General features: G+C 64.0%; 21 protein-coding genes. 16 read left to right on the top strand and 5 right to left on the bottom strand.

Features of this window, described 5'->3' with window-relative positions; genetic code table 11:
• Window position 1: 1 nt before the first annotated feature.
• Complete coding sequence (locus CIMIT_RS12200) at window positions 2-1,162, bottom strand: alpha/beta hydrolase (protein WP_084674352.1); 1,161 nt, start codon at window positions 1,160-1,162, stop codon at window positions 2-4.
• Here CIMIT_RS12200 and CIMIT_RS13055 point away from each other — a divergent pair.
• Both CIMIT_RS13055 and CIMIT_RS10430 read left to right on the top strand, forming a co-directional pair.
• Entirely contained in the window at window positions 1,161-1,289 is a 129-nt protein-coding gene (locus tag CIMIT_RS13055; protein WP_268870438.1) for a hypothetical protein, read from the top strand. The genes CIMIT_RS12200 and CIMIT_RS13055 overlap by 2 nt on opposite strands.
• Before the next feature lie 195 nt (window positions 1,290-1,484).
• Window positions 1,485-2,315, top strand: coding sequence for a carbon-nitrogen hydrolase family protein (locus CIMIT_RS10430; protein WP_038592664.1), 831 nt, complete (start codon window positions 1,485-1,487; stop codon window positions 2,313-2,315).
• Between the two features lie 6 nt (window positions 2,316-2,321).
• Here the strand turns inward: CIMIT_RS10430 and CIMIT_RS10425 are convergent, their stop codons facing one another.
• Both CIMIT_RS10425 and CIMIT_RS10420 read right to left on the bottom strand, forming a co-directional pair.
• Entirely contained in the window at window positions 2,322-2,759 is a 438-nt protein-coding gene (locus CIMIT_RS10425) for a hypothetical protein (protein WP_051904952.1), read from the bottom strand.
• 22 nt (window positions 2,760-2,781) lie between these two features.
• A complete protein-coding gene (locus CIMIT_RS10420; RefSeq protein WP_231910290.1) occupies window positions 2,782-3,243 on the bottom strand; it encodes a hypothetical protein in 462 nt (153 codons plus the stop codon).
• 435 nt (window positions 3,244-3,678) lie between these two features.
• Between CIMIT_RS10420 and CIMIT_RS10415 the strand changes: the two genes are divergently transcribed.
• Entirely contained in the window at window positions 3,679-4,950 is a 1,272-nt protein-coding gene (locus CIMIT_RS10415; protein ID WP_231910289.1) for an HNH endonuclease signature motif containing protein, read from the top strand.
• On the opposite strand, the gene CIMIT_RS10410 is transcribed toward CIMIT_RS10415, so the two are convergent.
• Window positions 4,947-6,239, bottom strand: coding sequence for a ferredoxin reductase domain-containing protein (locus tag CIMIT_RS10410; RefSeq protein WP_038592659.1), 1,293 nt, complete (start codon window positions 6,237-6,239; stop codon window positions 4,947-4,949). The genes CIMIT_RS10415 and CIMIT_RS10410 overlap by 4 nt on opposite strands.
• A gap of 73 nt (window positions 6,240-6,312) precedes the next feature.
• Here CIMIT_RS10410 and CIMIT_RS10405 point away from each other — a divergent pair, with 73 nt between their 5' ends.
• The 5 genes from CIMIT_RS10405 to panC all read left to right on the top strand — a co-directional run bounded on the left by CIMIT_RS10405 (window position 6,313) and on the right by panC (window position 13,103).
• Window positions 6,313-7,638, top strand: coding sequence for a sodium/glutamate symporter (locus CIMIT_RS10405; protein ID WP_038592657.1), 1,326 nt, complete (start codon window positions 6,313-6,315; stop codon window positions 7,636-7,638).
• A gap of 127 nt (window positions 7,639-7,765) precedes the next feature.
• On the top strand, window positions 7,766-10,321 hold the full coding sequence (gene clpB, locus CIMIT_RS10400; RefSeq protein ID WP_038592655.1) for an ATP-dependent chaperone ClpB: 2,556 nt from the start codon (window positions 7,766-7,768) through the stop codon (window positions 10,319-10,321).
• Window positions 10,322-10,640: 319 nt separating this feature from the next.
• On the top strand, window positions 10,641-11,783 hold the full coding sequence (locus tag CIMIT_RS10395; protein WP_236620829.1) for an ImmA/IrrE family metallo-endopeptidase: 1,143 nt from the start codon (window positions 10,641-10,643) through the stop codon (window positions 11,781-11,783).
• Window positions 11,783-12,277: a DUF4411 family protein gene (locus CIMIT_RS10390; protein ID WP_038592638.1), complete on the top strand. Its 495-nt coding sequence runs from the start codon at window positions 11,783-11,785 to the stop codon at window positions 12,275-12,277. The genes CIMIT_RS10395 and CIMIT_RS10390 overlap by 1 nt, the downstream gene beginning before the upstream one ends.
• A 28-nt stretch (window positions 12,278-12,305) precedes the next feature.
• Window positions 12,306-13,103: a pantoate--beta-alanine ligase gene (panC, locus tag CIMIT_RS10385; RefSeq protein WP_038592628.1), complete on the top strand. Its 798-nt coding sequence runs from the start codon at window positions 12,306-12,308 to the stop codon at window positions 13,101-13,103.
• Window positions 13,104-13,105: 2 nt separating this feature from the next.
• Here panC and panB read toward each other — a convergent pair whose 3' ends face one another.
• Entirely contained in the window at window positions 13,106-13,924 is an 819-nt protein-coding gene (gene panB, locus CIMIT_RS10380; protein ID WP_038592625.1) for a 3-methyl-2-oxobutanoate hydroxymethyltransferase, read from the bottom strand.
• Window positions 13,925-13,990: 66 nt separating this feature from the next.
• Between panB and CIMIT_RS10375 the strand changes: the two genes are divergently transcribed.
• The 8 genes from CIMIT_RS10375 to CIMIT_RS10340 all read left to right on the top strand — a co-directional run bounded on the left by CIMIT_RS10375 (window position 13,991) and on the right by CIMIT_RS10340 (window position 21,380).
• Complete coding sequence (locus CIMIT_RS10375) at window positions 13,991-14,404, top strand: DUF4265 domain-containing protein (protein ID WP_038592622.1); 414 nt, start codon at window positions 13,991-13,993, stop codon at window positions 14,402-14,404.
• Between the two features lie 45 nt (window positions 14,405-14,449).
• Window positions 14,450-15,292: a sulfurtransferase gene (locus CIMIT_RS10370; RefSeq protein ID WP_038592619.1), complete on the top strand. Its 843-nt coding sequence runs from the start codon at window positions 14,450-14,452 to the stop codon at window positions 15,290-15,292.
• Between the two features lie 36 nt (window positions 15,293-15,328).
• Complete coding sequence (locus tag CIMIT_RS12895) at window positions 15,329-16,537, top strand: type III secretion system chaperone family protein (protein WP_038592616.1); 1,209 nt, start codon at window positions 15,329-15,331, stop codon at window positions 16,535-16,537.
• A complete protein-coding gene (gene pyrE / locus CIMIT_RS10360) occupies window positions 16,538-17,080 on the top strand; it encodes an orotate phosphoribosyltransferase (RefSeq protein ID WP_038592613.1) in 543 nt (180 codons plus the stop codon).
• Window positions 17,073-17,726, top strand: coding sequence for a TrmH family RNA methyltransferase (locus CIMIT_RS10355; protein ID WP_038592610.1), 654 nt, complete (start codon window positions 17,073-17,075; stop codon window positions 17,724-17,726). The genes pyrE and CIMIT_RS10355 overlap by 8 nt, the downstream gene beginning before the upstream one ends.
• 87 nt (window positions 17,727-17,813) lie before the next feature.
• Window positions 17,814-19,022, top strand: a complete 1,209-nt coding sequence (locus CIMIT_RS10350; protein ID WP_038592606.1) for a glycoside hydrolase family 76 protein — start codon at window positions 17,814-17,816, stop codon at window positions 19,020-19,022.
• 54 nt (window positions 19,023-19,076) lie between these two features.
• Window positions 19,077-20,111 (top strand): class II fructose-bisphosphate aldolase, encoded by a 1,035-nt coding sequence (fbaA, locus tag CIMIT_RS10345; protein ID WP_038592603.1) that lies wholly within the window; start codon window positions 19,077-19,079, stop codon window positions 20,109-20,111.
• Window positions 20,112-20,210: 99 nt separating this feature from the next.
• Window positions 20,211-21,380: an FUSC family protein gene (locus CIMIT_RS10340; protein ID WP_038592598.1), complete on the top strand. Its 1,170-nt coding sequence runs from the start codon at window positions 20,211-20,213 to the stop codon at window positions 21,378-21,380.
• Window positions 21,381-21,397: the final 17 nt, after the last annotated feature.

Genomic DNA, 21,397 nt, shown 5'->3' with positions numbered 1-21,397 from the left:
GCTACCTATTTTCTGGCGCGTCGTGTGCGCCCTGTGCAAGGGCAGACAGGAACGCGGGGTCTGTGAAGTAGTCGGTATGACTGCCGGCCACTCCCTCCACGGCGGTGGCACCGTAGCTCGGGTGCGAAGGCGAGGCACCGAGCGCGGCGGCGGGCCCGGAGCGCAGCGCAAGGATGATGTCCTCGGGTGAGTCAACCACGTAGACCTCGGAGTCCGGCCCGGCGAGCGTGAGATCGTCGACGCTGTTGCCTGCGACTCCGGCGCTGCCGACCAGCCACAGGTCGTCGACAAGCAAACCGCCCTCGGTCGCGGCCCGGGTGGGTAGGAGCGTGCCGTAACTGTGCGCGACGATGGTCTTTTGCGCGTCGGGGAAGCGCTCGTCGAGCGCGGCCTGGAAGCGCGAGAGGTTGCCCGCCCCGCGGCGCGCGGGTGTCTGGATGCCGGCGTCGGGAAGGTTGGCCGGCGGGCCGTAGCCTTGCCACACCACGACGGCGGCCCCGGTGCGGGCGGCAATGCGCTGCGCCTTGTCGAGCTCGCGGCCGAGGTCCTCCGGTTTGCCGGTGTGCGTGCCCGCGACCATGGTGATGATCCTGGTTGGCGAGTGGTAATCGCCGACCATGACGGTCGTACTGCCGGGACCCGCCTCCAGTATGGTTGCGCCGTGCTCGGCGATGGTGCGCTGCGTTGCCGCGGGCACGGTGGCGGCGTGGTGCGCGTGCAGCTCATCGAGCGTGTGGTCGGGGTGGTGGAAGAGTTCGTCGATCGTGTGATGCGGAATATTCGTGCGCAGCGCGTCGCCCGCCGCCTCATCCAGCGCAAAAGAAAGCTGGTTGAGCCAGAGAATGATCCGGTGGTGCCCGTACCGCGCGGCGAGTTCTGCGAGATGGTCGAGACGTTCGTGCAGTTCGGCCGCGGTTTCGAGGATGATGCGGATGCGTGTCAGTTCGGCGTGGTGGCTGCGCAGGGAAGTCTGCTGCGCGTGGATCCGGGTAACCGCGGCGTCGGCGGCGGGGCCAGCGAAACCCGTGGCATGCAACGCGTGTGCTGCATTTTCGGCGTTGCGCAGTTGCTTCTCGACGTCCCCACGCACCTGTCCCAGCTCCCACACCGCTCCTTTCAGCTGGGCTGTAATGAGGGCGGGCTGGTAGGTCGCGCTATGCATGGTCAAGCCTCCCGGCGAGTTCGGCGTCGAGGCGGCAGGCGGTGTCGGCGAAGTCCGCGACCGATTCGAGGTGGGCGGCGAGTGCGCGCACGGTGCGGTGGATGCCCTGTGTAAGTTCCGTGTGTGAGCCTGTTAATGCGTCTGCGGTATGTGATGGTTCTAAGGGGATTGGGGGATAGTGCGTGGTGTTGGGGATGTGGTTGCGAGCTTTGGTTGCGGTGTCTTCCGAAATAACTAAAACGTTCATGTCGCAACCGTAATATATGGAGTTTAGTTGCGCAAGGGTCTGTCGCGCCGGGCCAAGTTATGGCAGGGTTGGGGCATGAAACTCGCGTGCATCCAGATCACTACCGGCCCCTCCGTGCGTGACAACGTGGCGCTTGTTACCCCGCTGATCCGCGACGCCGCCGCGGAGGGCGCGACGCTAATCGTGCTGCCCGAGGCGACGAGCCAGGCCTTCGGGCAAGGCCGCCTGGACACGCAGGCAGAAGACTTGGACGGGGAGTTCGCAACGCAGCTCGCCGAGCTGGCAAAGGAGACCGGCACCACCATCGTCGCCGGGACCTTCCGCCCGGCGGATATCCGCGAGGTGGACGGCAAGACGATCCACCGTGTCTTCAATACCGCGCTGATTACCGGCGGAGGTGTGCACAAAGGCTACGACAAGATCCACACCTACGACGCATTCAATTACCGCGAGTCTGACACCGTGCGCCCTGGTGAGGAGCTCGTCCTCTTCGAGCACGAGGGGGTGCAGGTGGGCGTGGCCGTCTGCTTTGATATCCGCTTCCCCGAGCAATTCCGCGAGCTCGCACGCCGCGGTGCCGAAGTGATCGTCGTGCCGACGAGCTGGGCGGACGGCGAAGGCAAACTCGAGCAGTGGCAACTGCTCACCCGCGCCCGCGCGCTCGACTCCGGGGTGTTCCTCGCGGCAGCGGGCCAGGCGCGTCCCGACTTTTTGGAAAAGGCAGGGGAGGAGTCCGGGCCGACCGGCATCGGCCACTCGGTGGTGACTGCGCCCGATGGCACCGTGGTTGCCGAGGCGGGCTACGGGCCCGAAACGCTCATCGTGGACATCGATCCCGCTCGCGTCGCCAAAGTGCGCAAGGCGCTGCCGGTGGTAGAGATCGAAGCCGCGACGACGATGCGGTAGGGGGGGCTACATCGAGGCAGCCAAGTCCTTCAACTCTTGCTGCTGTGGGGAGTCGAGCGCATCCACATCCCACTTTTTGCTTGCGTCTAGCGCTTCAACGACTTGCGCCATTTCGACATTGCCATGAAGCTCGTTCATGTCCAGCTGCCAAAACGTCTTCGCGTCATGTGTTGAAACAATAATCACGGAAAGTTTGATGCCGTTGGGGGCTGGCAGGCACACCGGAACAACGATGTGTTCCTCTCCCGCTTCGAAATGGCGGCGAGCTGCTTCCCGAATATTAGATGCCAAGGTGTCGCCCAGTGCGGGAACGATGACCGGCATCGTCTTTACGTCTAGACGTTCTAGGAAGCGGGCACGCTCATCACTTTGATCCAGCGCGGAGCGGAACAGCTGTGCAACCGCCATGCGCGCTCGATAGTGCCGCTTCTGCTTTTCGTTCATGGTTTGCCTGCCTCCCAACGCTCTAAATAGTCGGACGGGTCATACAACATCTCATAGTAGTTTTTGGAATGTCCCGTTCACCACGCGGCGCGATTGGCTCTCCTGGCCGTCCCCCAGCCAACTCTTCGTGAACTTGCCGCTCGCAGTACTCACAGTCGATGAAGTATTGGTGGCTATGGACGGTGCTGTGCCAGGTGTCGGTGCGTATCACCTGCGCAAAGTTCGCAATATCGCCTTTCAGTTCTTGGCAGCGACGATATGCCGTGTGCGCGGGGGTGACGTTGAGCATGAGCGCAAACTGCTCCACAATTCCGTCGTTTCCTCGCCATTCCCGGACGTGCAAGATTGTTCCGAATTCAGCCATATCGATGCTGTCTTCGATGATGTCGGCTGATTCGTCCGGATCTGGGTAGGGCGTCGCTTCCTCCGGCGACATACTCATGTCAACCAGGCGGTGATTTTTCTTATTGCTGGGAGGCGACACGACGCTTGAGTATAAAACGCTACTGCGCCGGCCGCTGGTAGAACCAGTCGGGCTCGGCTACGGGCCCGAAACGCTCATAGTGGACACTGATCCCGCTCGCGTCGCCAAGGTGCGCAAGGCACTGCCGGTGGTAGAGATCGAAGCCGCGACAACGATGCGGTAGGGGGGGTTTCCTTAAAAAACTGCGCAATGCGCAGTTTTTGAGGGTGGCACGCTTGTTCGCTACGTGCCCGACCTTCGAACGTGCCCTGAGAAAACTACGCAATGCGCAGTTTTTGGCCTCGCGATGGAGTGGTGGCCGGTCTGATGTGTTGGCTGCATCGCACGTTTTATAGCTCGCTATAAAAGTGGCATTTATGCAGGTAGTGGCCATGTCTGGGTGGGCTGTTACGCTTCGTTTTTAAACACCCATCCGCTAGAAGGAAGACCGCGAACATGACCACTCCCACCGACACTCAAGTAGCTAACAAAAGCGCCACTTATTCACCCATCGCGGACGAAAACATGAGCGAGCAGGAGGCTGTGCAAGCCATTGCAGATCGAATCGAAGCCACCTTCGGAGGCATCACACGCCATAAAGCCAGCCTCCTATATGACATCGGCATCTTCGACTCCTTGCGTCTCGCCCCCAAATGCGGCGCGAGAACGACCGCCGGTTGGCTGATCCGTCGGCTCGGGATTTCGCAGACTACCGCGCACGAATATGTCCGTATCGCCCGGAAGCTCACACGCCATCAACTCCTCGCCGGTGCCTTCGCTGACGGGGCGGTGAACTACTCCAAGGTTCGGCTCCTCATGCCGTACCTAGCAAAGAACGATGAGCAGCTCCTCGTCGATATGGCGCGGGACTACACATACCACCAGCTTGAAGCGGAGCTTGCGCTGCTTGAGCGCGATGATGAGGACTCCGCGAAAGCACAGCCGAAGTCGTATGTGCGCATCGCTGAACGCAAGAACGGACGTTTCGGGCTGTGGGCTGACCTCAGCCCGCTGGAGGGTGCGCAGGTTGCCGCCGCGTTGAAGATCGGCGAGCTGGCCTATCACGACGTTGACCTGCAGGACATAATCGATCGCGACGCCGTTGATGAAACTCTGGGCGCCATTCCGACCTCGTCGGGGTTCGGCATGCCCACCGGCAGAGTGATGCTGGCCGCGTTCATGGGCATGGTCAACATCGTCCGCTCGCGACCGAAGAATCCCCTGCGTACACCGGGCGCGCACGTCAACATCGTCACCACCGTCGATGGCGGGGCCTATCTGCCGGTGGGAGGGAGTGCGGCGTCGGCAAGCGTGGCTCATGCCGTGGCGAATGCGATGGTGCGGGTGAACACGGTCGACGAGAACGGGCTGATTCTCAACACCTCGCGAGCGTCGCGTCTTGCCACGGACGGGCAGGTCAACGCGCTCATGACCATGTGGGGCGGGGAGTGTGCGACACCTGGGTGTAATCACACAAAGTTCATCGAGGTCCATCACGTCCATGATTGGGCTACTGGCGGGGCCACCGACCTGGATAACCTCATACCGCTGTGTTCGGCGTGCCATTCGCTTGTTTCCGACGAGTACATCGAGATCAAAGCCGACGGGCCGGACTACCATTTCGTCTTCCCGGACGGGACAAGGCATGTTTCGATGAACTACCAGCGTCCCAAACGCGACGATACCGCGCTCACGCTCGCCGAATACAACGCGCTCGATGATCTCTAAAGCGCTCGCTGGCAGAACCAGTCGGGCTCGGCGTCGGGTGCGATGACCAGCGGTGCCGGTGCGCCGGCCTCACGGAGTGCGTCGGCCAGCAACGTGCAGCGCGCGGTCGACCCGCAGAGGATGAGGCGGCGGCCCCACCACGTGCCGGTCGCCGCGGCGAGGTGCTCGAGGGGAGCCCAGACGCGGCGCAGCCCCTCGCACACCGCGGGTGCCTCCGAGCTTTCTGGGTCAATGACCTGCTCGGCTACGCAGGTCACGGTGAGCCAGTCGCGGGCGGCTGCGCTGGAGGCGAGCGAGGCGAAGGTCTGCAGGTCGTAGAATTCGTCCTCGTGCTCGACGCCGATCATCAGCTCCACCTGCGGGCGCTCCGGGCGGTCCATGAGTTCGAAGACCATCGCTTTGGCGGCGGCGAGGCCGGTGCCGTCGGCAATCAGCAGGACGCGCTCGTTCGGGGAAGTGCTGTCTTCGGGAAACGGCACGGGGCCGTAGGCGGTGCCGAGGGTCACGTGGTCGCCGACCTCGACGTCCAGCTCGTCGCGGACGTGAAACTCCACCTGCCCCAGCTCGTTCGGCGGCAGCGCGGGCGCGAGCGAGTTCCACACGCCTTGGCGATCCGCCTGCATGACGGGGATGACCTGGCCGGCCGCGTACTCGAGCGGGGTGCTCGTTTCCAGGCGCACGATGCGGGTATCGGCGGCGCTGGGGCTCCCTGAGCTTGCCGACGCCTCCGTCACCGCCATCACTTGCGCCGCCGAAGCCGGGGGAACACCGTCCAGGTCAGCCTGCTCGATGGCCTCTTTCATGGTGTTGGCACCGCGGCGGATTGCGTCCGCTGTCTCGTCGCCGAGGGGGCGATCAATCAGCTCGGTAATCACGTCAATGTAGATCTCCGCTGCACCGGGGAGCTCGGTGGCAGGAAAACCAGTGCGGCGCAGCTGCAGCGCCCAGGCGCGGAGACCAGTGAGCACGGCCTCGTTGATTGCTTCCTGGTCGAGCTCTACAGCGTCTGTAGCGTCCTCGTCCGCGGGGACTTCGGGCGCCGGAGTGTGAGCGGCGTCGAACACCCACGGTGAGACGTCGCACCCGGAAACATTTCCGGCGGCGCGGCTGAGCGCCTTGGCGGGGACACACACCATTTCGTGCGGTACTTCCGTCACGCCGACGGGGAACAGACCAGGCGCTTGGGTGAACTCGGCGACGAAATGGGTCCAGAGGGTGGAGCGGGACAACGTTTCGTCGTCAAGCAGTGCCTGCGCGGCTGCGTTGGCGTCGGTGCGGAAAGAGCTCATAGGTAACAGGGTAATGTGACTGATAAAACAGCGAAGAGAAAGGTGGGTAGCGGTGGAATTTACGCCCTACACAATGTTAACTGACATCGGTTGGATTTCGTTGCTGCTCATCGTGGGCAACGTGCTGCGCAACAGGATGAAAGTGCTGCAGGCGCTGCTTCTGCCTGCACCGATCACCGCCGGGCTCATCGGGCTTGTGCTGGGGCAAGAGGTGCTCGGCCTGATCAACTGGTCCGAGCATGTTGGTACGTACACGACGCTGCTGATCGCGGTGGTGTTCGCATCGATGGCGTACTCGATGGAGCTTGGCGGCTCCGTGGCGGCCGGCGCGCGCAACATGTGGGCGTATTCCACGTCGATGTTCATGGGGCAGTGGGGGCTGTTCATCCTGCTCGGTCTGTACCTGTTTGCGCCGCTGTTTGGTACCGAGCCCTGGTTCGGCATGATGCTGCCCGTCGGCTTCATCGGCGGCTTCGGCACCGCGGCTGCGGTCGGTTCCGCGCTGGAGGGCATCGGGGTGGAAAACGCCTCGTCGCTTGGCTTTACCGCGGCGACGGTGGGCACACTCGTTGCCATCGTGGGCGGCGTGATTGTGGCGAACTGGGGTATCCGCAATGGCAAGGCGGGCCAGCTGCAGGGTGACCTTCCGCGAGAGCTGCGTACCGGCTACATCGAAAATGAGGATGATCGCCCCGCTATTGGTCGGGCGACCACCAACCCTTCCTCCATTGAGCCGCTCGCACTGCACGGCGGGTTCGTCGTGTTCACGGTGCTCATTGCCTACATGCTGAACAACCTCATCAAGAGCCAGTGGGAAAACGTGTCCATCCCGCTATTCGCCATGTCGTTCGTGGTGGGGCTTATCGGCCGCGGGCTGCTGAAGGCGGCGGGCAAGTCGAACTACCTGGACCGCGACACGATCACCACCATCTCCGGTGCGGCGACCGACTACATGATCGCCTTCGGTATCGCCTCGATTATCCCGGCGGCGCTGGCCGGCTACTGGCAGGCGCTGCTGCTCCTGTTCGTCCTCGGCACCATCTTCTGCGTGGTGTGGATGCTGTGGGCAGGCCCGCTGTTCTTCGGCGAGCACTGGCTGGAGCGCGGCATCTTCGGCTGGGGCTGGGCGACCGCCGCGGTGGCGACCGGTATCGCGCTGCTGAAGATGGTGGACCCCAAGCTGAAGTCCGGCACGCTCAACGAGTACGGCGTGGCGTACGTGGGCTTTGCGCCCTTTGAGATCGGCATGACCATTCTCGCGCCGATCGCGGTGATCGCGGGCTTTGTCACCGGCTTCGGCTGGGTCTCCTTTGCCATTGCGGTGGGCGTGGTGATCTTGGCGTTTACCTCGAAGTGGGTGCCAGTGAAGGAGCAGGCCGCGAGATCCAACGGGGCTTGAGTCGAGTCCGCGCAACTTTTTCACGTTGAGTGGAACAGACTCAACTTCCGGTGCGTTATAGGGAGTAGACCGGGTACACCGGTAGATAAACCATATAGATAAACGCACACGGAAAGGAGGATGCACCATGGCATCCTTTACCCCCACAACCAAGACGCAGGAGGCAATCCAGCAGGCGCTGCAGAAGGCGTCTGCGGCAGGCAACCCGGATATTCGCCCGGCGCACCTGCTCCAGGCAATTCTTACGCAGGAAGACGGCATCGCCGCACCCGTGCTCAAGGCCACCGGTGTTGATCCGGATACCGTCGTACGCGAGGCGGGCGAGCTCGTCGCGGGTTACCCCAAGGCGGAGGGCCAGAACATGGCCAACCCCAACTTCAACCGCGATGCGCTCAACGCGCTCAATGCTTCGCAGGAGCTCGCCGGTGAGCTTGGCGACGAGTACGTGTCCACCGAAGTCCTCCTGGCCGGTATCGCCCGCGGCAAGGACGAAGCCGCGGAACTGCTGACCAAGCGCGGCGCCACCTTTGAGGCGATTAAGGCCGCCTTCCAGTCCGTCCGCGGCAACAAGAAGGTCACGACCGAGGCACCGGAGGATCAGTTCCAGGCGCTGGAGAAGTACTCCACGGACCTCACCGCGCGTGCTCGCGAGGGCAAGATCGACCCGGTGATCGGGCGCGACTCGGAGATCCGCCGCGTGGTCCAGGTGCTCAGCCGCCGCACGAAGAATAACCCGGTCCTTATTGGTGAGCCCGGCGTGGGCAAGACCGCGATCGTGGAGGGCTTGGCCCGCCGCATCGTCGCGGGCGATGTCCCGGAGTCGCTGAAGGGCAAGACGCTGATCTCGCTGGATCTGGGCTCGATGGTCGCGGGCGCGAAGTACCGCGGTGAGTTCGAGGAGCGGCTGAAGGCCGTGCTGGATGAGATCACCTCTGCCGAAGGCGAGATCATCACCTTTATTGATGAGCTCCACACGATCGTCGGTGCCGGTGCCAGCGGCGAGGGCGCGATGGACGCGGGCAACATGATTAAGCCGATGCTGGCCCGCGGCGAGCTGCGCCTCGTTGGTGCAACCACGCTGAACGAGTACCGCCAGCACATTGAGAAGGACGCCGCGCTGGAGCGCCGCTTCCAGCAGGTCTACGTGGGAGAGCCGACCGTGGAGGACACGATCGGTATCCTGCGCGGACTGAAGGAGCGCTACGAGGTACACCACGGCGTGCGGATCCAGGACTCTGCGCTGGTGTCCGCGGCCGAGCTTTCGAACCGCTACATCACCAACCGCTTCCTGCCGGACAAGGCGATCGACCTGGTCGACGAGGCCGGTTCGCGCCTGCGCATGGAGATCGACTCCTCCCCGCAGGAGATCGACGAGCTCGAGCGCATCGTCCGTCGTCTCGAGATCGAGGAGATCGCCCTGCAGAAGGAGTCGGACGCTGCCTCCCAGCAGCGCCTGAAGGATCTGCGGCAGGAGCTCGCGGACCAGCGGGAGAAGCTCGGCGAGCTGAAGACGCGGTGGTCCAACGAGAAGGCCGAGATCGACAAGGTCCAGTCTGCGAAGGAGGAACTGGAGCGCCTGCGTAACGAGTCCGAGATCGCGGAGCGTGAGGGCGACTACGCCAAGGTCTCCGAGCTGCGCTACGGCCGGATCCCCGAGCTGGAAGCGCAGGTCGCGAACGCGGAAGCCAGCGCCAGCGAGACGCAGAAGACGATGCTCACCGAGGAGGTCACTCCCGATGTGATCGCCGAGGTCGTCTCCTCCTGGACCGGCATTCCGGCGGGCAAGATGATGCAGGGCGAGACCGAGAAGCTCCTGCACATGGAGGAGATTCTGGCCGGCCGTGTCGTCGGTCAGAAGGACGCAGTCAACGCGGTTTCGGACGCGGTGCGACGCTCCCGCGCTGGTGTCGCCGACCCGAACCGACCGATTGGCTCCTTCCTTTTCCTCGGCCCCACCGGCGTGGGCAAGACGGAGCTGGCGAAGGCGCTCTCGGAGTTCCTCTTCGACGATGAGACGGCCATGGTCCGCATCGACATGTCCGAGTACGGCGAGAAGCACTCCGTCTCCCGCCTGGTCGGTGCCCCTCCGGGCTACGTCGGCTACGACGCTGGCGGCCAGCTCACCGAGGCTGTCCGTCGTCGCCCGTACTCGCTCGTGCTTTTCGACGAGGTCGAGAAGGCCCACCAGGACGTCTTCGACATCCTGCTGCAAGTCCTCGACGAAGGACGCCTGACCGACGGCCAGGGCCGCACGGTGGACTTCCGCAACACGGTGGTCATCCTGACCTCCAACCTGGGCGCCGGCGGCAGCCACGACCAGATCATGGACGCGGTGAAGCACCACTTCAAACCCGAGTTCATCAACCGCCTCGACGACGTGGTCGTCTTCGACGCGCTGTCGGCCGAGCAGCTGGTGGGCATCGTGGACATCCAACTCGGGTCGCTTGCGGATCGGCTCGCTTCTCGACGCCTCACGCTCCACGTCTCCGACGCAGCGAAGGCATGGCTTGCCGAGCGCGGCTACGACCCGGCCTACGGTGCGCGCCCACTGCGCCGCCTGATCCAGCAGGCCATCGGCGACCGGCTGGCGAAGGCCCTGCTCGCCGGCTACGTCCGCGACGGCGACACCGTCAACGTGGACGTCGCCGAAGGCGGCGAGCACCTCACCGTCGACGCGGCGTAGGGGCGGGGGTCCGGGCGGCTTGCCGGTTGGGTGCTGGTCGGTTGCCCGGCGTTCGACTACATGGAGCTAGCTCCGTTTGCATGCCACGCCAGTGTGAAACCGCAGGTCGCGGTTCAGCTGGTCGGCCAAATGGAGCTAGCTCCATTTGCGTGCGGTGAGTATGTAAAACTGCAGGTCGCGTTCCGCCCAAAACCCCAAACGGAGCTAGCTCCATTTAGATCCGGTCCGGACCCCGTGTACGAGCGTCAAAGAAACGTATGATGATGTCTACATAGGTCGATCCAGAAGGTCGGTGGAGGTGAGCGGAATGGTAGTGCGAGTGGATGTTGCTCCAGAGGTTCTTCGGTGGGCTGTTCGACGGAGCGGCTGGGATGAGGACACTACTGTTCGCCGTGCTCCGAAGCTTGACGTATGGCTCTCTCAAGAGGAACGTCCCACACTCAAGCAATTAGAAAAATTTGCAAACGCTACTCATACGCCTTTGGGGCTGCTTTTTCTTCCGGAACCGCCGGTAGAAGCGGTTCCAATCCCGGATATGAGGACGTTGGGCAACGTTGGGGTTCAGCAACCCTCGGCGGATCTCCTTGACACGATCTACCAGTGCCAGCAGCGCCAAGACTGGTATCGCGAACATGCCTTGATGAACGGTTTCGACGAAGTCTCTTTCGTTGGTGCTACCACAGTGGAGGAGCCAGTTGAAGGAGTCGCGAGCGAGATTCGGGGCGCGTTAGATTTTGGCCTTGATGAACGTGCCACTTTCCCGAATTGGGAGCATGCTTTGCGTCAGTTGATTGACCGGATCGAGGCTGTCGGCGTTTTGGTCATGGTGAGTGGTGTCGTTGGTTCCGATCCACATCGGAAATTAGATCCTAGCGAGTTCCGAGGATTTGCTTTGGCGGACCCTCTTGCCCCGCTGATTTTTGTCAACGGAGTGGACACCAAGGCAGCCCAGATCTTCACACTCATCCACGAGCTGGCACACATTTGGTTAGGCGGCAGCGCACTCTCTGATGCCGCCATGACAGCTAAAGACGGCCCTAAAGCTGAGCTCTGGTGCAATCAGGTCGCTGCAGAGGTCCTTGTTCCGTTGCATGCTTTGGTTCAGGAGTTCCAGGGCCTCGTGAGCGTCGATGAGTTGGAGCGCCTTGCTAGGACCTACCGCGTCAGTACGCTGGTCATTCTCAAACGTCTTTTTGATGCCAAGGCTCTTACTTGGGATGAATACATCGAGGCGTATGAAGCAGAGAAGCAGCGTGTCATGTCTTTTTTGGACGGGCGACGCAGCGATGGCGGTGGCAACTATTACTACACCCAGCCACTGCGTCTCAGTCGCAGTTTCTCTCGAGCGGTCATAGCGAGCGCCTTGGAGGGTTCCACCGCGTACCGGGATGCATACCAGTTGCTCGGTACGAAGAAACACGCAACGTTTGAGAATCTTGCAGAGGAATTGGGGGTTGCGTGATGTTCCTGCTCGACGCCAACATCCTCATCGAGGCCAAGAATCGGTATTACGCTTTCGACCTCGCGCCTGGGTTCTGGGATTGGCTCGAGGATGCGTATCGGCAGGACTTAGTGTGCAGCATCGAAGCCGTCCGGGATGAACTCCTACAGGGCAATGAGGAGCTCGCTGAGTGGACACGCGCAAATCCTGGTTTCTTTAGGGCGATTGATCAGCCAACGACGAAGCATTTCCAGCCGCTTTCTCAGTGGGCCTATTCAGGGTCATACCGGGCGGAGGCCATCCAAGCTTTTGTAGGTAACCACGCTGATTATCTTCTCGTTGCTTACGCTCGTGAGCATCAACATACGTTGGTAACCCATGAGCGCTCACAACCACACTCACGGAAAAGGATTCTTATCCCGGATGCCTGTTTGGCGATGGGGGTGGATACAGCCGACACATTTGAGATGATGCGCGAGACGGGCGTCACCTTGCACCTGCGCAAATCCTCGTAGTTGCTTGGCACGTTCCATAATCATCTACATGACACACCTTGTTCACACGCCCGAAGCGCTCAAAGACATCCTCGGCGCTGCCCCCGTTTCCCTGGTCCCCACGATGGGAGCGCTCCACGATGGCCACCTCGCCCTGGTCAAACACGCAAAATCCCTAGGCAACCCGGTGGTGGTGAGTATCTTCGTCAACCCGCTGCAGTTCGCGCCGGGCGAGGACTTGGACGCGTACCCGCGCACACTCGCCGAGGACGTGGAAAAGCTGGAGGCGGAGGGCGTCGAGGCCGTGTTCGCGCCCAGCCCGGAGACGATGTACCCGCACGGCCCGCGCACGACGATCCACCCGGGCCCGCTCGGCCAGGTTCTGGAGGGCGCGAGCCGTCCGACGCACTTCGCGGGCGTGCTCACGGTGGTGGCAAAACTGTTCGCGCTCACGGGCGCGGCGGACGCGTTCTTCGGGGAGAAGGACTACCAGCAGCTCGCGCTCATCCGGCAGATGGTTGAGGATCTGCACATGCCGGTGCGCATCCATGGCTGCCCGATCGTGCGCGATGCCGACGGGCTCGCCCTTTCTTCCCGCAACCGCTACCTCAGCGCGGCCGAGCGTCAGACCGCGCTCGCACTCCCCAAAGCGCTGCAAACCGGAAGCCTCGAGCAAGCCCGCTCGCTTCTCGACGCCACACCCAACCTCACCCTCGACTACCTCGTCACCACCGCGCCCGACCTGGGCGAACTTCCCGCCGGCTTTACCGGAGAGGCCCGCATACTGGTGGCTGCCAAGGTCGGCTCGACCCGCCTGTTGGACAACGCGCCGATCCAGATCAGCTGAGGCTAGAAGCTGTGCTCTGAAGCCGGGAACTCACCGGTGTGCACGGCGCGCTTATACGCGGCCGCCGCCGCGGTGAGGTCGGCGCCGATGGTGCCGAAGCGGTGGACGAAGCGTGCGCGGTGGTCGCCTTCCGGCAGATCGGCCATGTCGTGCCAGACCAACACTTGGGCGTCGGTGTCCGGGCCGGCCCCGATGCCGACGGTGGGGACGGGGCACTCGCGTGTAATCTCCGCAGCGAGCGCTGCGGGGACCATTTCGAAGACGATGAGGTCTGCGCCGGCGTCGGTGACGGCGTTGACGTCGGCAAGCAACTGCCCGGCGCTCTCATCGCGGCCCTGCACCTTGAAGCCGCTTAAGCTGTCGACGGATTGTGGGGTGAACCCGACGTGCGCGCACACCGCAAGGCCTGCGTTTTTCAGCGCGCGGATGCGCGGGGCGATGCGCACGCCGCCCTCGAGCTTGACCATGTGCGCGCCCGTGCGGTGGATCATGTCGGTGGCGGTGCGGACGCACTGCTCGTCGCTGGCCTCGTAGCTGCCGAAGGGCAGATCCAGGATAACCAGAGCGTTGCCGGCTCCGCGGACCACGGCGGCGCCGAGATAGACCATCTCGTCGACCGAGACCTGGTTGGTGGTCTCGTAGCCGTAGACCACGTTCGCGGCGGAGTCGCCGACCAGCATGCACTCGATGCCGGCCTGGGCGAACGCGCGGGCGGTGGAGTAGTCGTAGGCGGTGAGCATGGCCCACTTTTCTCCGGCTGCTTTCTTCTGTACCAGGTCAGCGACCCGGACCTTCTTTGTAGGGGCTAGATAACTCGTCACGCGCTCATCTTAGCGCGCAACCCAAAACACCCCCGCCCACTTGACGCGCGCGGTAGGCTGCGAGACATGCAGTACCCCACCACCATTCTCACCCGGGTGGCTATGCCCGGGGTGGAAAATGAGCAGTTGGCCGCGCACAACCTGGGCGGGAACCACTTCGTGGTGGCGAGCGTCCCCTTTGTAGACGTCTCGCTTGCCGTGGGCGACATCGTCGAGTGCGTCCGTGTTGGCGGCAATTGGCACGTTGACCGGGTGCTGGTGCGTGGCGGGGCGTCGACAATGCGCATCCTGCCGGAAGAGCAGCAGCCGCACGAGATTGCGGAGACGCTCCTGGCGTTCGGGTGCCGCGTCGAGATCGGCCCCGGCGGGATGCTCGCGGCGAGCATTGGGCCGGACTGCCCGATGGAGGGCATTCGCGAGTGGCTCGATGGGCTTGAGGCGGATGGCGTGATCCAGCAGGCTCCCGGCTACATGGCTTAACCGGTTGGCCTGTGGGGTGAGCGCCCGCCGGTTACACTGGCAGCCATGAGCGTATTTGTCTCCGCGGAAGACCTCCGGCTGCGTATCCGCGCCGGGGAGAAGAACACCATCCTCGCGTCCCTGTGGGAGCCTGAGGAAGGCAAGGCCGTGTCCAAGTACCGGTCCGAACATATCCCGACCTCGCAGTTCTGCGACCCGGCCGCGCACCTCGCCGGCCTGCCCGGCTCGCGCAGTGGCCGTAACCCGCTGCCCGCACCGGAGGTTGTCGAGCGGGCCATCCGCATGTGGGGCATTGGTCCTGGGCGCCCGGTGATCGCCTATGACCAGGGCAATTGCTTGTACGCCGCGCGTGCCTGGTGGGTGTTGCGCTGGATGGGTATCGAGGACATCCACATTCTGGATGGCGGTTTCGCCGACTGGGATCGCCGCGGCTTCCAGACACTCGCGGGCCCCGGCTCACCTGCAGTCAGGCGCGAGGTGCCCACCCGCCCGGGCAGCATGCCGACTGCGGAGATGTCGCAGGTGCGCGAGTTCGAGGGCCTGCTTATCGACGCCCGCGGCGCCGACCGCTTCGCCGGCCGCAAAGAAAACCTGGACCTGCGCGCGGGCCATATCCCGGGCGCGCTGAACCTGCCGGTCTACGACCTGTTCGATAAGGAGACGCGCACGCTGCGCTCGGTCGAGGAAATCCGCGGCCGCCTCGCCGAAGTGGGACTCACCCAGAACACCGACCCGGCCGAGGTCATCGTCTACTCCGGTTCCGGCAACCACTCCGCACTGCTGATCGCGGTGATGGAGCACGTCGGCCTGCCCGTGGTCACGCACTACGTGGGCGGCTGGTCGCAGTGGAGCGCGGAGAAGTCCAACCCGATTGCCACGGACGTGTAACGGCCGCGCCCGGCAAGGCAGTAACATCAGTTCGCGATGGCACCTTTACTCATTGTTGTAGCGCTGCTCGTCATAGCGGCCGGAGTCGCGCTTTGGCTTAGCGACGCCCGCGAGCGCCCCTCCTCTGACTCCGCAGTCGCCGCCGACTCCGTCGAGCCTGCTGAGCTTGCCGAGCCTGTCGAGCCTGCGCGCGCGGCTGAGCCTGAGCCTGAACCGGAACCAGTTCCCGAACCGGCGCCCGAGCCTGTCGAGCCCGAACCGGAACCAGCTCCCGAACCGGAACCAGAACCGAAACCGGCTCCCGAACCTGAGCCGGAGCCCGAGCCAGAACCCGAGCCCGCCCCAGCGCCCAAGCCCGCCCCGCGGGCGCACCGGAAGTCCGGCCTGCAGTTCCCGGGCGCATCGCGCCGTGAGCGCAGGGCCTGGGCGGAGGGCCACGGCTTTGCCTTTGCCAAGCACAGCGATGAGCTGGTCGGAGAATGGCAGCGCGGTGCCGCCGCTGCCGGGGCGACGCCGAAGGACATCGCCTCCGGCTCGATTTACGGCCACTCCACCCACGTCATGGATCTGGGTGGGGTGACCGTCATCGCGATGGACACCGGCCGGATCAGCGACGTGGTCGTGGATATGCGCCGTGAAGGTTTCCACGCGGATTCCTCCGCCGACCTCATCACCGTGACCGAGGCCGAAGGCTTCACCGTGCTCGGCACGCACGCGGGCGCGGTCGAGCGCTTCCTGGACGTGCGGGTGCGCACCGCGCTCTCCTCGCTGCCGGAGGCGGTGACCGCCGCGTGGTTCGAGTCCGATTGGGTGCTCGCAGAGATGGATCGTTCCTCGGCCGCGGCCGAGTGGGACGCGACCCTCGCGCCGCTCGCCCTACTTGCCGACGCCGCGCGTACCCTCCCGCCCGAAACCGCCGACCAGATCGAGTTCGGTTTTGCCACCCGCGACATGCCCGAGCAGCAACTTTCCCAGGACGAACAGCTGCGTCCGGTCACGCGCCCGGAGCCGGACGAGCCGCACGTGCAGCGCCCGGACGAGCCGCTCGAGATGCCCACCCGCGTCACCGGCGCGGTGCGCGGCCAGGTGGATTACAGCGACCTCGGCGGCGATGAGGTCGCCGCGATTGCAGACGGCGCGCCGGAGGAACAGTCCACTGATCTCACACGTGTGCGGCGCGAACAGGCACCGTCGTCGATTTTCGACGACGCGCCGACGAAGGACCCAGAGAAAGAGGAAGAGTAGATGAGCAACACAGCAGACAAAGCACGGCTTGCAGACCTGGTCAAGGAGCTGGCGGTCGTCCACGGCAAGGTCACCCTGTCTTCGGGCAAGGAGGCGGACTACTACGTTGACCTGCGCCGCGCCACACTGCACCACGAGGCGTCCCGCCTGATCGGCGCGCAGCTGCGCGAGCTGACCAAAGACCTCGAGTTCGACGCCGTCGGCGGCCTGACCCTGGGCGCGGACCCGGTCGCTACCGCGGTGATGCACGCCCAGGGCCGCGACATCGACAGCTTCGTGGTGCGCAAGGAAGCCAAGAAGCACGGGATGCAGCGCCGCATTGAGGGCCCGAGCATCGTGGGCAAGAAGGTGCTGGTCGTGGAGGACACCACCACGACCGGCAACTCCCCGCTGACCGCAGTGGAGGCATGCCGCGCCGAGGGGGCTGAGGTCGTCGCCGTCGCCACGGTGGTCGACCGCGCGACCGGTGCGGCGAAGGTGATCGAGGACGCCGGGTTGGAGTACCGCTTCCTGCTCGGCCTCGAGGATCTGGGCCTTGCCTGAGCAACCCGCGAAAGGCCCCACTGAATGGAATGAGGGCCGTCACGGCGTCGGGCCTTGGGAGGGCCCGCTGCCTGACGACGCCCGCCTGGACCCGGAACTCCTGGCCAATGGCGACCGCCGCAACGTGGTCGACGCCTACCGCTACTGGTCCATGGACGCGATCGTCGCGGAGCTCGATAGCCGCCGCCACCCGTTCCATGTGGCGATCGAGAACTTTGAAAACGACATGAACATCGGCACCGTGGTGCGCACCGCCAACGCGTTCCTCGCCGAAGAGGTGCACATCATTGGCCGGAAGCGGTGGAACCGCCGCGGCGCGATGGTGACGGACCGCTACCAGCACATCCGCCACCACGAAACCGTGGCGGATTTCGCCGCCTGGGCGAAAGAACAGGACATCCCCGTCGTGGCGATCGACAACACCCCCGGGTGCGTCCCGCTGGAGACGGCCGAGCTGCCCGAGCGCTGCGTGCTCGTCTTCGGCCAGGAGGGCCCCGGCATCACGGACGAGACGCAGCACGCGGCGAGCATGACCTGCTCGATCGCCCAGTTCGGCTCGACGCGCTCCATCAACGCGGGCGTGGCTGCGGGCATCGCGATGCACGCGTGGGTGCGCCAGCACGCGGACCTTGGCCAGGCTTGGTAAACCCGGATGGATATTTCTCTGCAATATTCCGGCCTGCTCTGGCAATATAAAGACCGTACGAGCTCGTTGTAGGTGTTGGGAGCAGATGTGTCAGAACCCGCGTCGCCGTGGCCGCGGCGTGCCGATTTAGCTGAGCAGGCCATCCACAAGCGGCATTCGCAGAAGCTGTGGAAGATGCCGCGGACCAATTTGGCGGTGGTCACCTGGCCCCCGGGGGCGAAGGACCGCCTGTTCTGGCACTGGCATTACTGGTGGCAGGCGCACTACCTGGACTGCCAGGTGGATGCGGCGCTGCGCGAACCGACGAAGGCTCGTCGGAACCGGGTACAGCACACGCTGCGCGCGATGAGTTACCGCACGGGCGGCAAGCTCACGGCCAACAAGTACTACGACGATAAGGCGTGGTTGGCACTAGCGTGGAACCGCGCGCTTGCGCTCGACGGGGTGCGCCGGACGAAGGCGCTGAACCAGCTGGAGTTCGACCTGCTCGCGGGCATCGACCCGGTCACGGGCGTGCTGCCCTGGCGGCGGGGCGAGACCTTCTACAACATCCCCTCGAACGGCCCGGCGGCAATCCTGTTCGCGCGCACGGGCCGGTTGGACAAGTCGCGGCAGGTGCTCGACTGGATCTTTGACAACCTGGTGCGCGAGAACGGCCTGCTCGAGGACGGCATCCGCATGCGCATGCACGGCCCGGAGGTGGTGGAGAAGATCTACACCTACAACCAGGGCACAGTCCTCGGCGCGAGCTTGGAGATCGCGCTTGCGCTTCGCGACGAGGTGGGGCTAGCCCACGACGAGCCGATCGACTCTTTCGCTAACTCCGAGCGCGCCGACGCCTCCGTGTTCTACATCACGCACATCCGCGCGATTGTGCAGGCGATTGCGCTGCATCTGGCTACCCCACAGGGCGTGATCATCAGCCCGAAGTACGAGTCCGGCGACGGCGACGGTGGCCTGTTCAAAGGCATCCTGGCCCGCTACCTGGCCGAGGTCGCGGTGCGGATGCCGGAGGACAGCCGGGAAAACATCGCCACGAAGCGGGTTGCCGCCCGCCTCGTGCGTGCGTCGGCAGAGTCCTTGTGGCAGCATCGCCTCGAAGTCGACGGTTTGCCGGTGTTTGCCGCGGAGTGGACCGAGGATGCGAAGCTGCCGCACAACTACGGGCTGGGCCCGGCGAGTATCAGCGAAGCGGTCGGGCTTCTGCGGATTGATGAGCGCGATTTGTCGGTCCAGCTGTCCGGTTGGATGCTGCTTGAGGCAGCGGCAAGAATTTCCAATGCACCGGGGCTATAAAAAGGGCATACTGGAACACGTACTACCTACCCGCAACTTTGGAGGTTTTTCCCCATGCCAATTGCTACTCCTGAGGTCTACAACCAGATGCTGGATAGTGCAAAGAAGGGCGGCTACGCTTTCCCCGCCATCAACTGCACGTCCTCTGAGACCATCAACGCGGCGATTCGGGGCTTCGCCGAGGCTGAGTCTGACGGCATCATTCAGTTCTCCCTTGGTGGCGCTGAGTTCGGTTCCGGTCTGGGCGTGAAGAACAAGGTGGCGGGTGCCCTGGCCCTGGCCGCATTCGCACACGAGATCGCCCAGCACTACGACGTGAACATTGCGCTGCACACGGACCACTGCCAGAAGGAGGTCCTGGACGAGTACGTGCGTCCGCTGATCGCTATCTCCCAGGAGCGCGTGGACCGTGGCGAGCTGCCGCTGTTCCAGTCCCACATGTGGGATGGCTCCGCGGTGCCGATCGATGAGAACCTGGAGATCGCGCAGGAGCTGCTGGAGAAGGCACGCAAGGCCAACATCATCCTCGAGGCAGAGATCGGCGTCGTCGGCGGCGAAGAGGACGGCGTTGAGGCAAAGGCCGGCGCGAACCTCTACACCACCCCGGAGGACTTCGAGAAGACCATCGATGCCCTGGGCACCGGCGAGAACGGCCGTTACCTGCTGGCAGCCACTTTCGGCAACGTCCACGGCGTGTACAAGCCGGGCAACGTGAAGCTGCGCCCGGAGGTGCTGGACGAGGGCCAGAAGGTCGCCGCGAAGAAGCTCGGCCTGGAAGACGGCGCTCGCCCCTTCGACTTCGTCTTCCACGGTGGCTCGGGCTCCGAGAAGGAGAAGATCGAGGAGTCGCTGCGCTACGGCGTGGTGAAGATGAACGTGGACACCGATACCCAGTACGCGTTCACCCGCCCGGTGGCTTCGCACATGTTTGAGAACTATGACGGTGTGCTGAAGATCGACGGCGAGGTGGGCAACAAGAAGGCCTACGACCCGCGTTCCTACCTGAAGAAGGCGGAGGCCTCCATGACCGAGCGTGTCATTGAGGCGTGCCAGGATCTGCACGCTGTCGGCCGCTCTGTGGCGAAGTAGTCCTCATGGCCTGCTGAGCGTCAGCGAAGCGCCGTCCCTGGCTTCAGGGGCGGCGCTTTTGCGTGTCCGGGTACCGGGTGAGCGGCTAGGGTATTGGGCATGGCCAAAGAGAGGATGAGTACGCGCGAGCGCCTGAAGCAGGTGGATAAGTCCCTGCAGTCGCGGGTGCTGCGGGTGCGCAAGCGGATGCTGCCGATTTTGCAGATCGGTATTGCCTCCGGCATTGCGTATTGGATTGCGACGGAAATTTTTGACCACCAGCGCCCGTTCTTCGCCCCGATCTCAGTCATCATCATGATCGGCATGACCGGCGGCGACCGGCTCACCAAGGCGTGGGATCTGGCGCTCGGGTGCATCCTCGGCGTGCTGGTCGGCGATTTATTGTTCTACCGGCTAGGGGAGGGCGGCTGGCAGATCGCGCTGATTGTGTCCGGGGCGCTGGTCATTGCGTCGTTCTTATCCAAGTCGCAGCTGGTGAACAACCAGGTGGCGATCGGCTCAGTGCTCATCGCGACGATCATGCCGCCGGGTGCGGAGGTCACCGGCTTAGACCGCACGGTTGACGCCATCATTGGTGTGGCGGTCTCCATGGCCACCCTCGCCGTGCTGCCCCAGGCACCGATGCAGGGTGCGCGCGCTGAGATCTCCAAGGTGATGGGCATTTTGAGCTCGGTGCTTGACGATGTCGCGTCGGGCCTTTCCAACGACGACCCCGAGATCATCGACGAGGCGCTCGAGTCCATCCGCGGTTCGCAGACCGACATCGACCAGATGGCATCCGCGGTCAAGTCCGGCAAGGAGTCGACGCGGATCTCGCCTTTCCTCTGGGGCGTGCGCCGCTACATTAACTCGCTGTCGCGTGTGATCCCGCCGGTGGATAACGCTGTGCGCACGACCCGCGTGCTCGCGCGTCGCGCCTTGGTGCTGTGCGAGGACAAGGACGAGGTGACGGAGGAGCAGATTGAACTGCTCGACACGCTCTCGCAGATTTGCCTGGAGTTCTCCGAGGTCTACGAGGTCGAGTCCCGTAAGGCGCAGGCCATCGCGATCCCGCGCATTGTCAATGAGCTGCGTGTGACAGGCCAGCGCGCCTCGATGGAGGCGTTGCCGGAGGATGCCGTGCTCTCGGCCTACGCCATTTTGGCGCAGACTCGTTCGCTCATCGTGGACCTGCTGGAGGCCAGTGGTATGTCGCGCGAGTCGGCCGTGGCGGTGCTTGCGCCGACCTCCCACACCCCGAAGTACCCGCCCGAGCTTTACGACGAGTAAAACCCGGCCGGGTGTGA

Source organism: Corynebacterium imitans, assembly GCF_000739455.1.
Lineage (GTDB): Bacteria > Actinomycetota > Actinomycetes > Mycobacteriales > Mycobacteriaceae > Corynebacterium > Corynebacterium imitans.
This window is presented reverse-complemented; position numbering and strand designations above follow the sequence as displayed.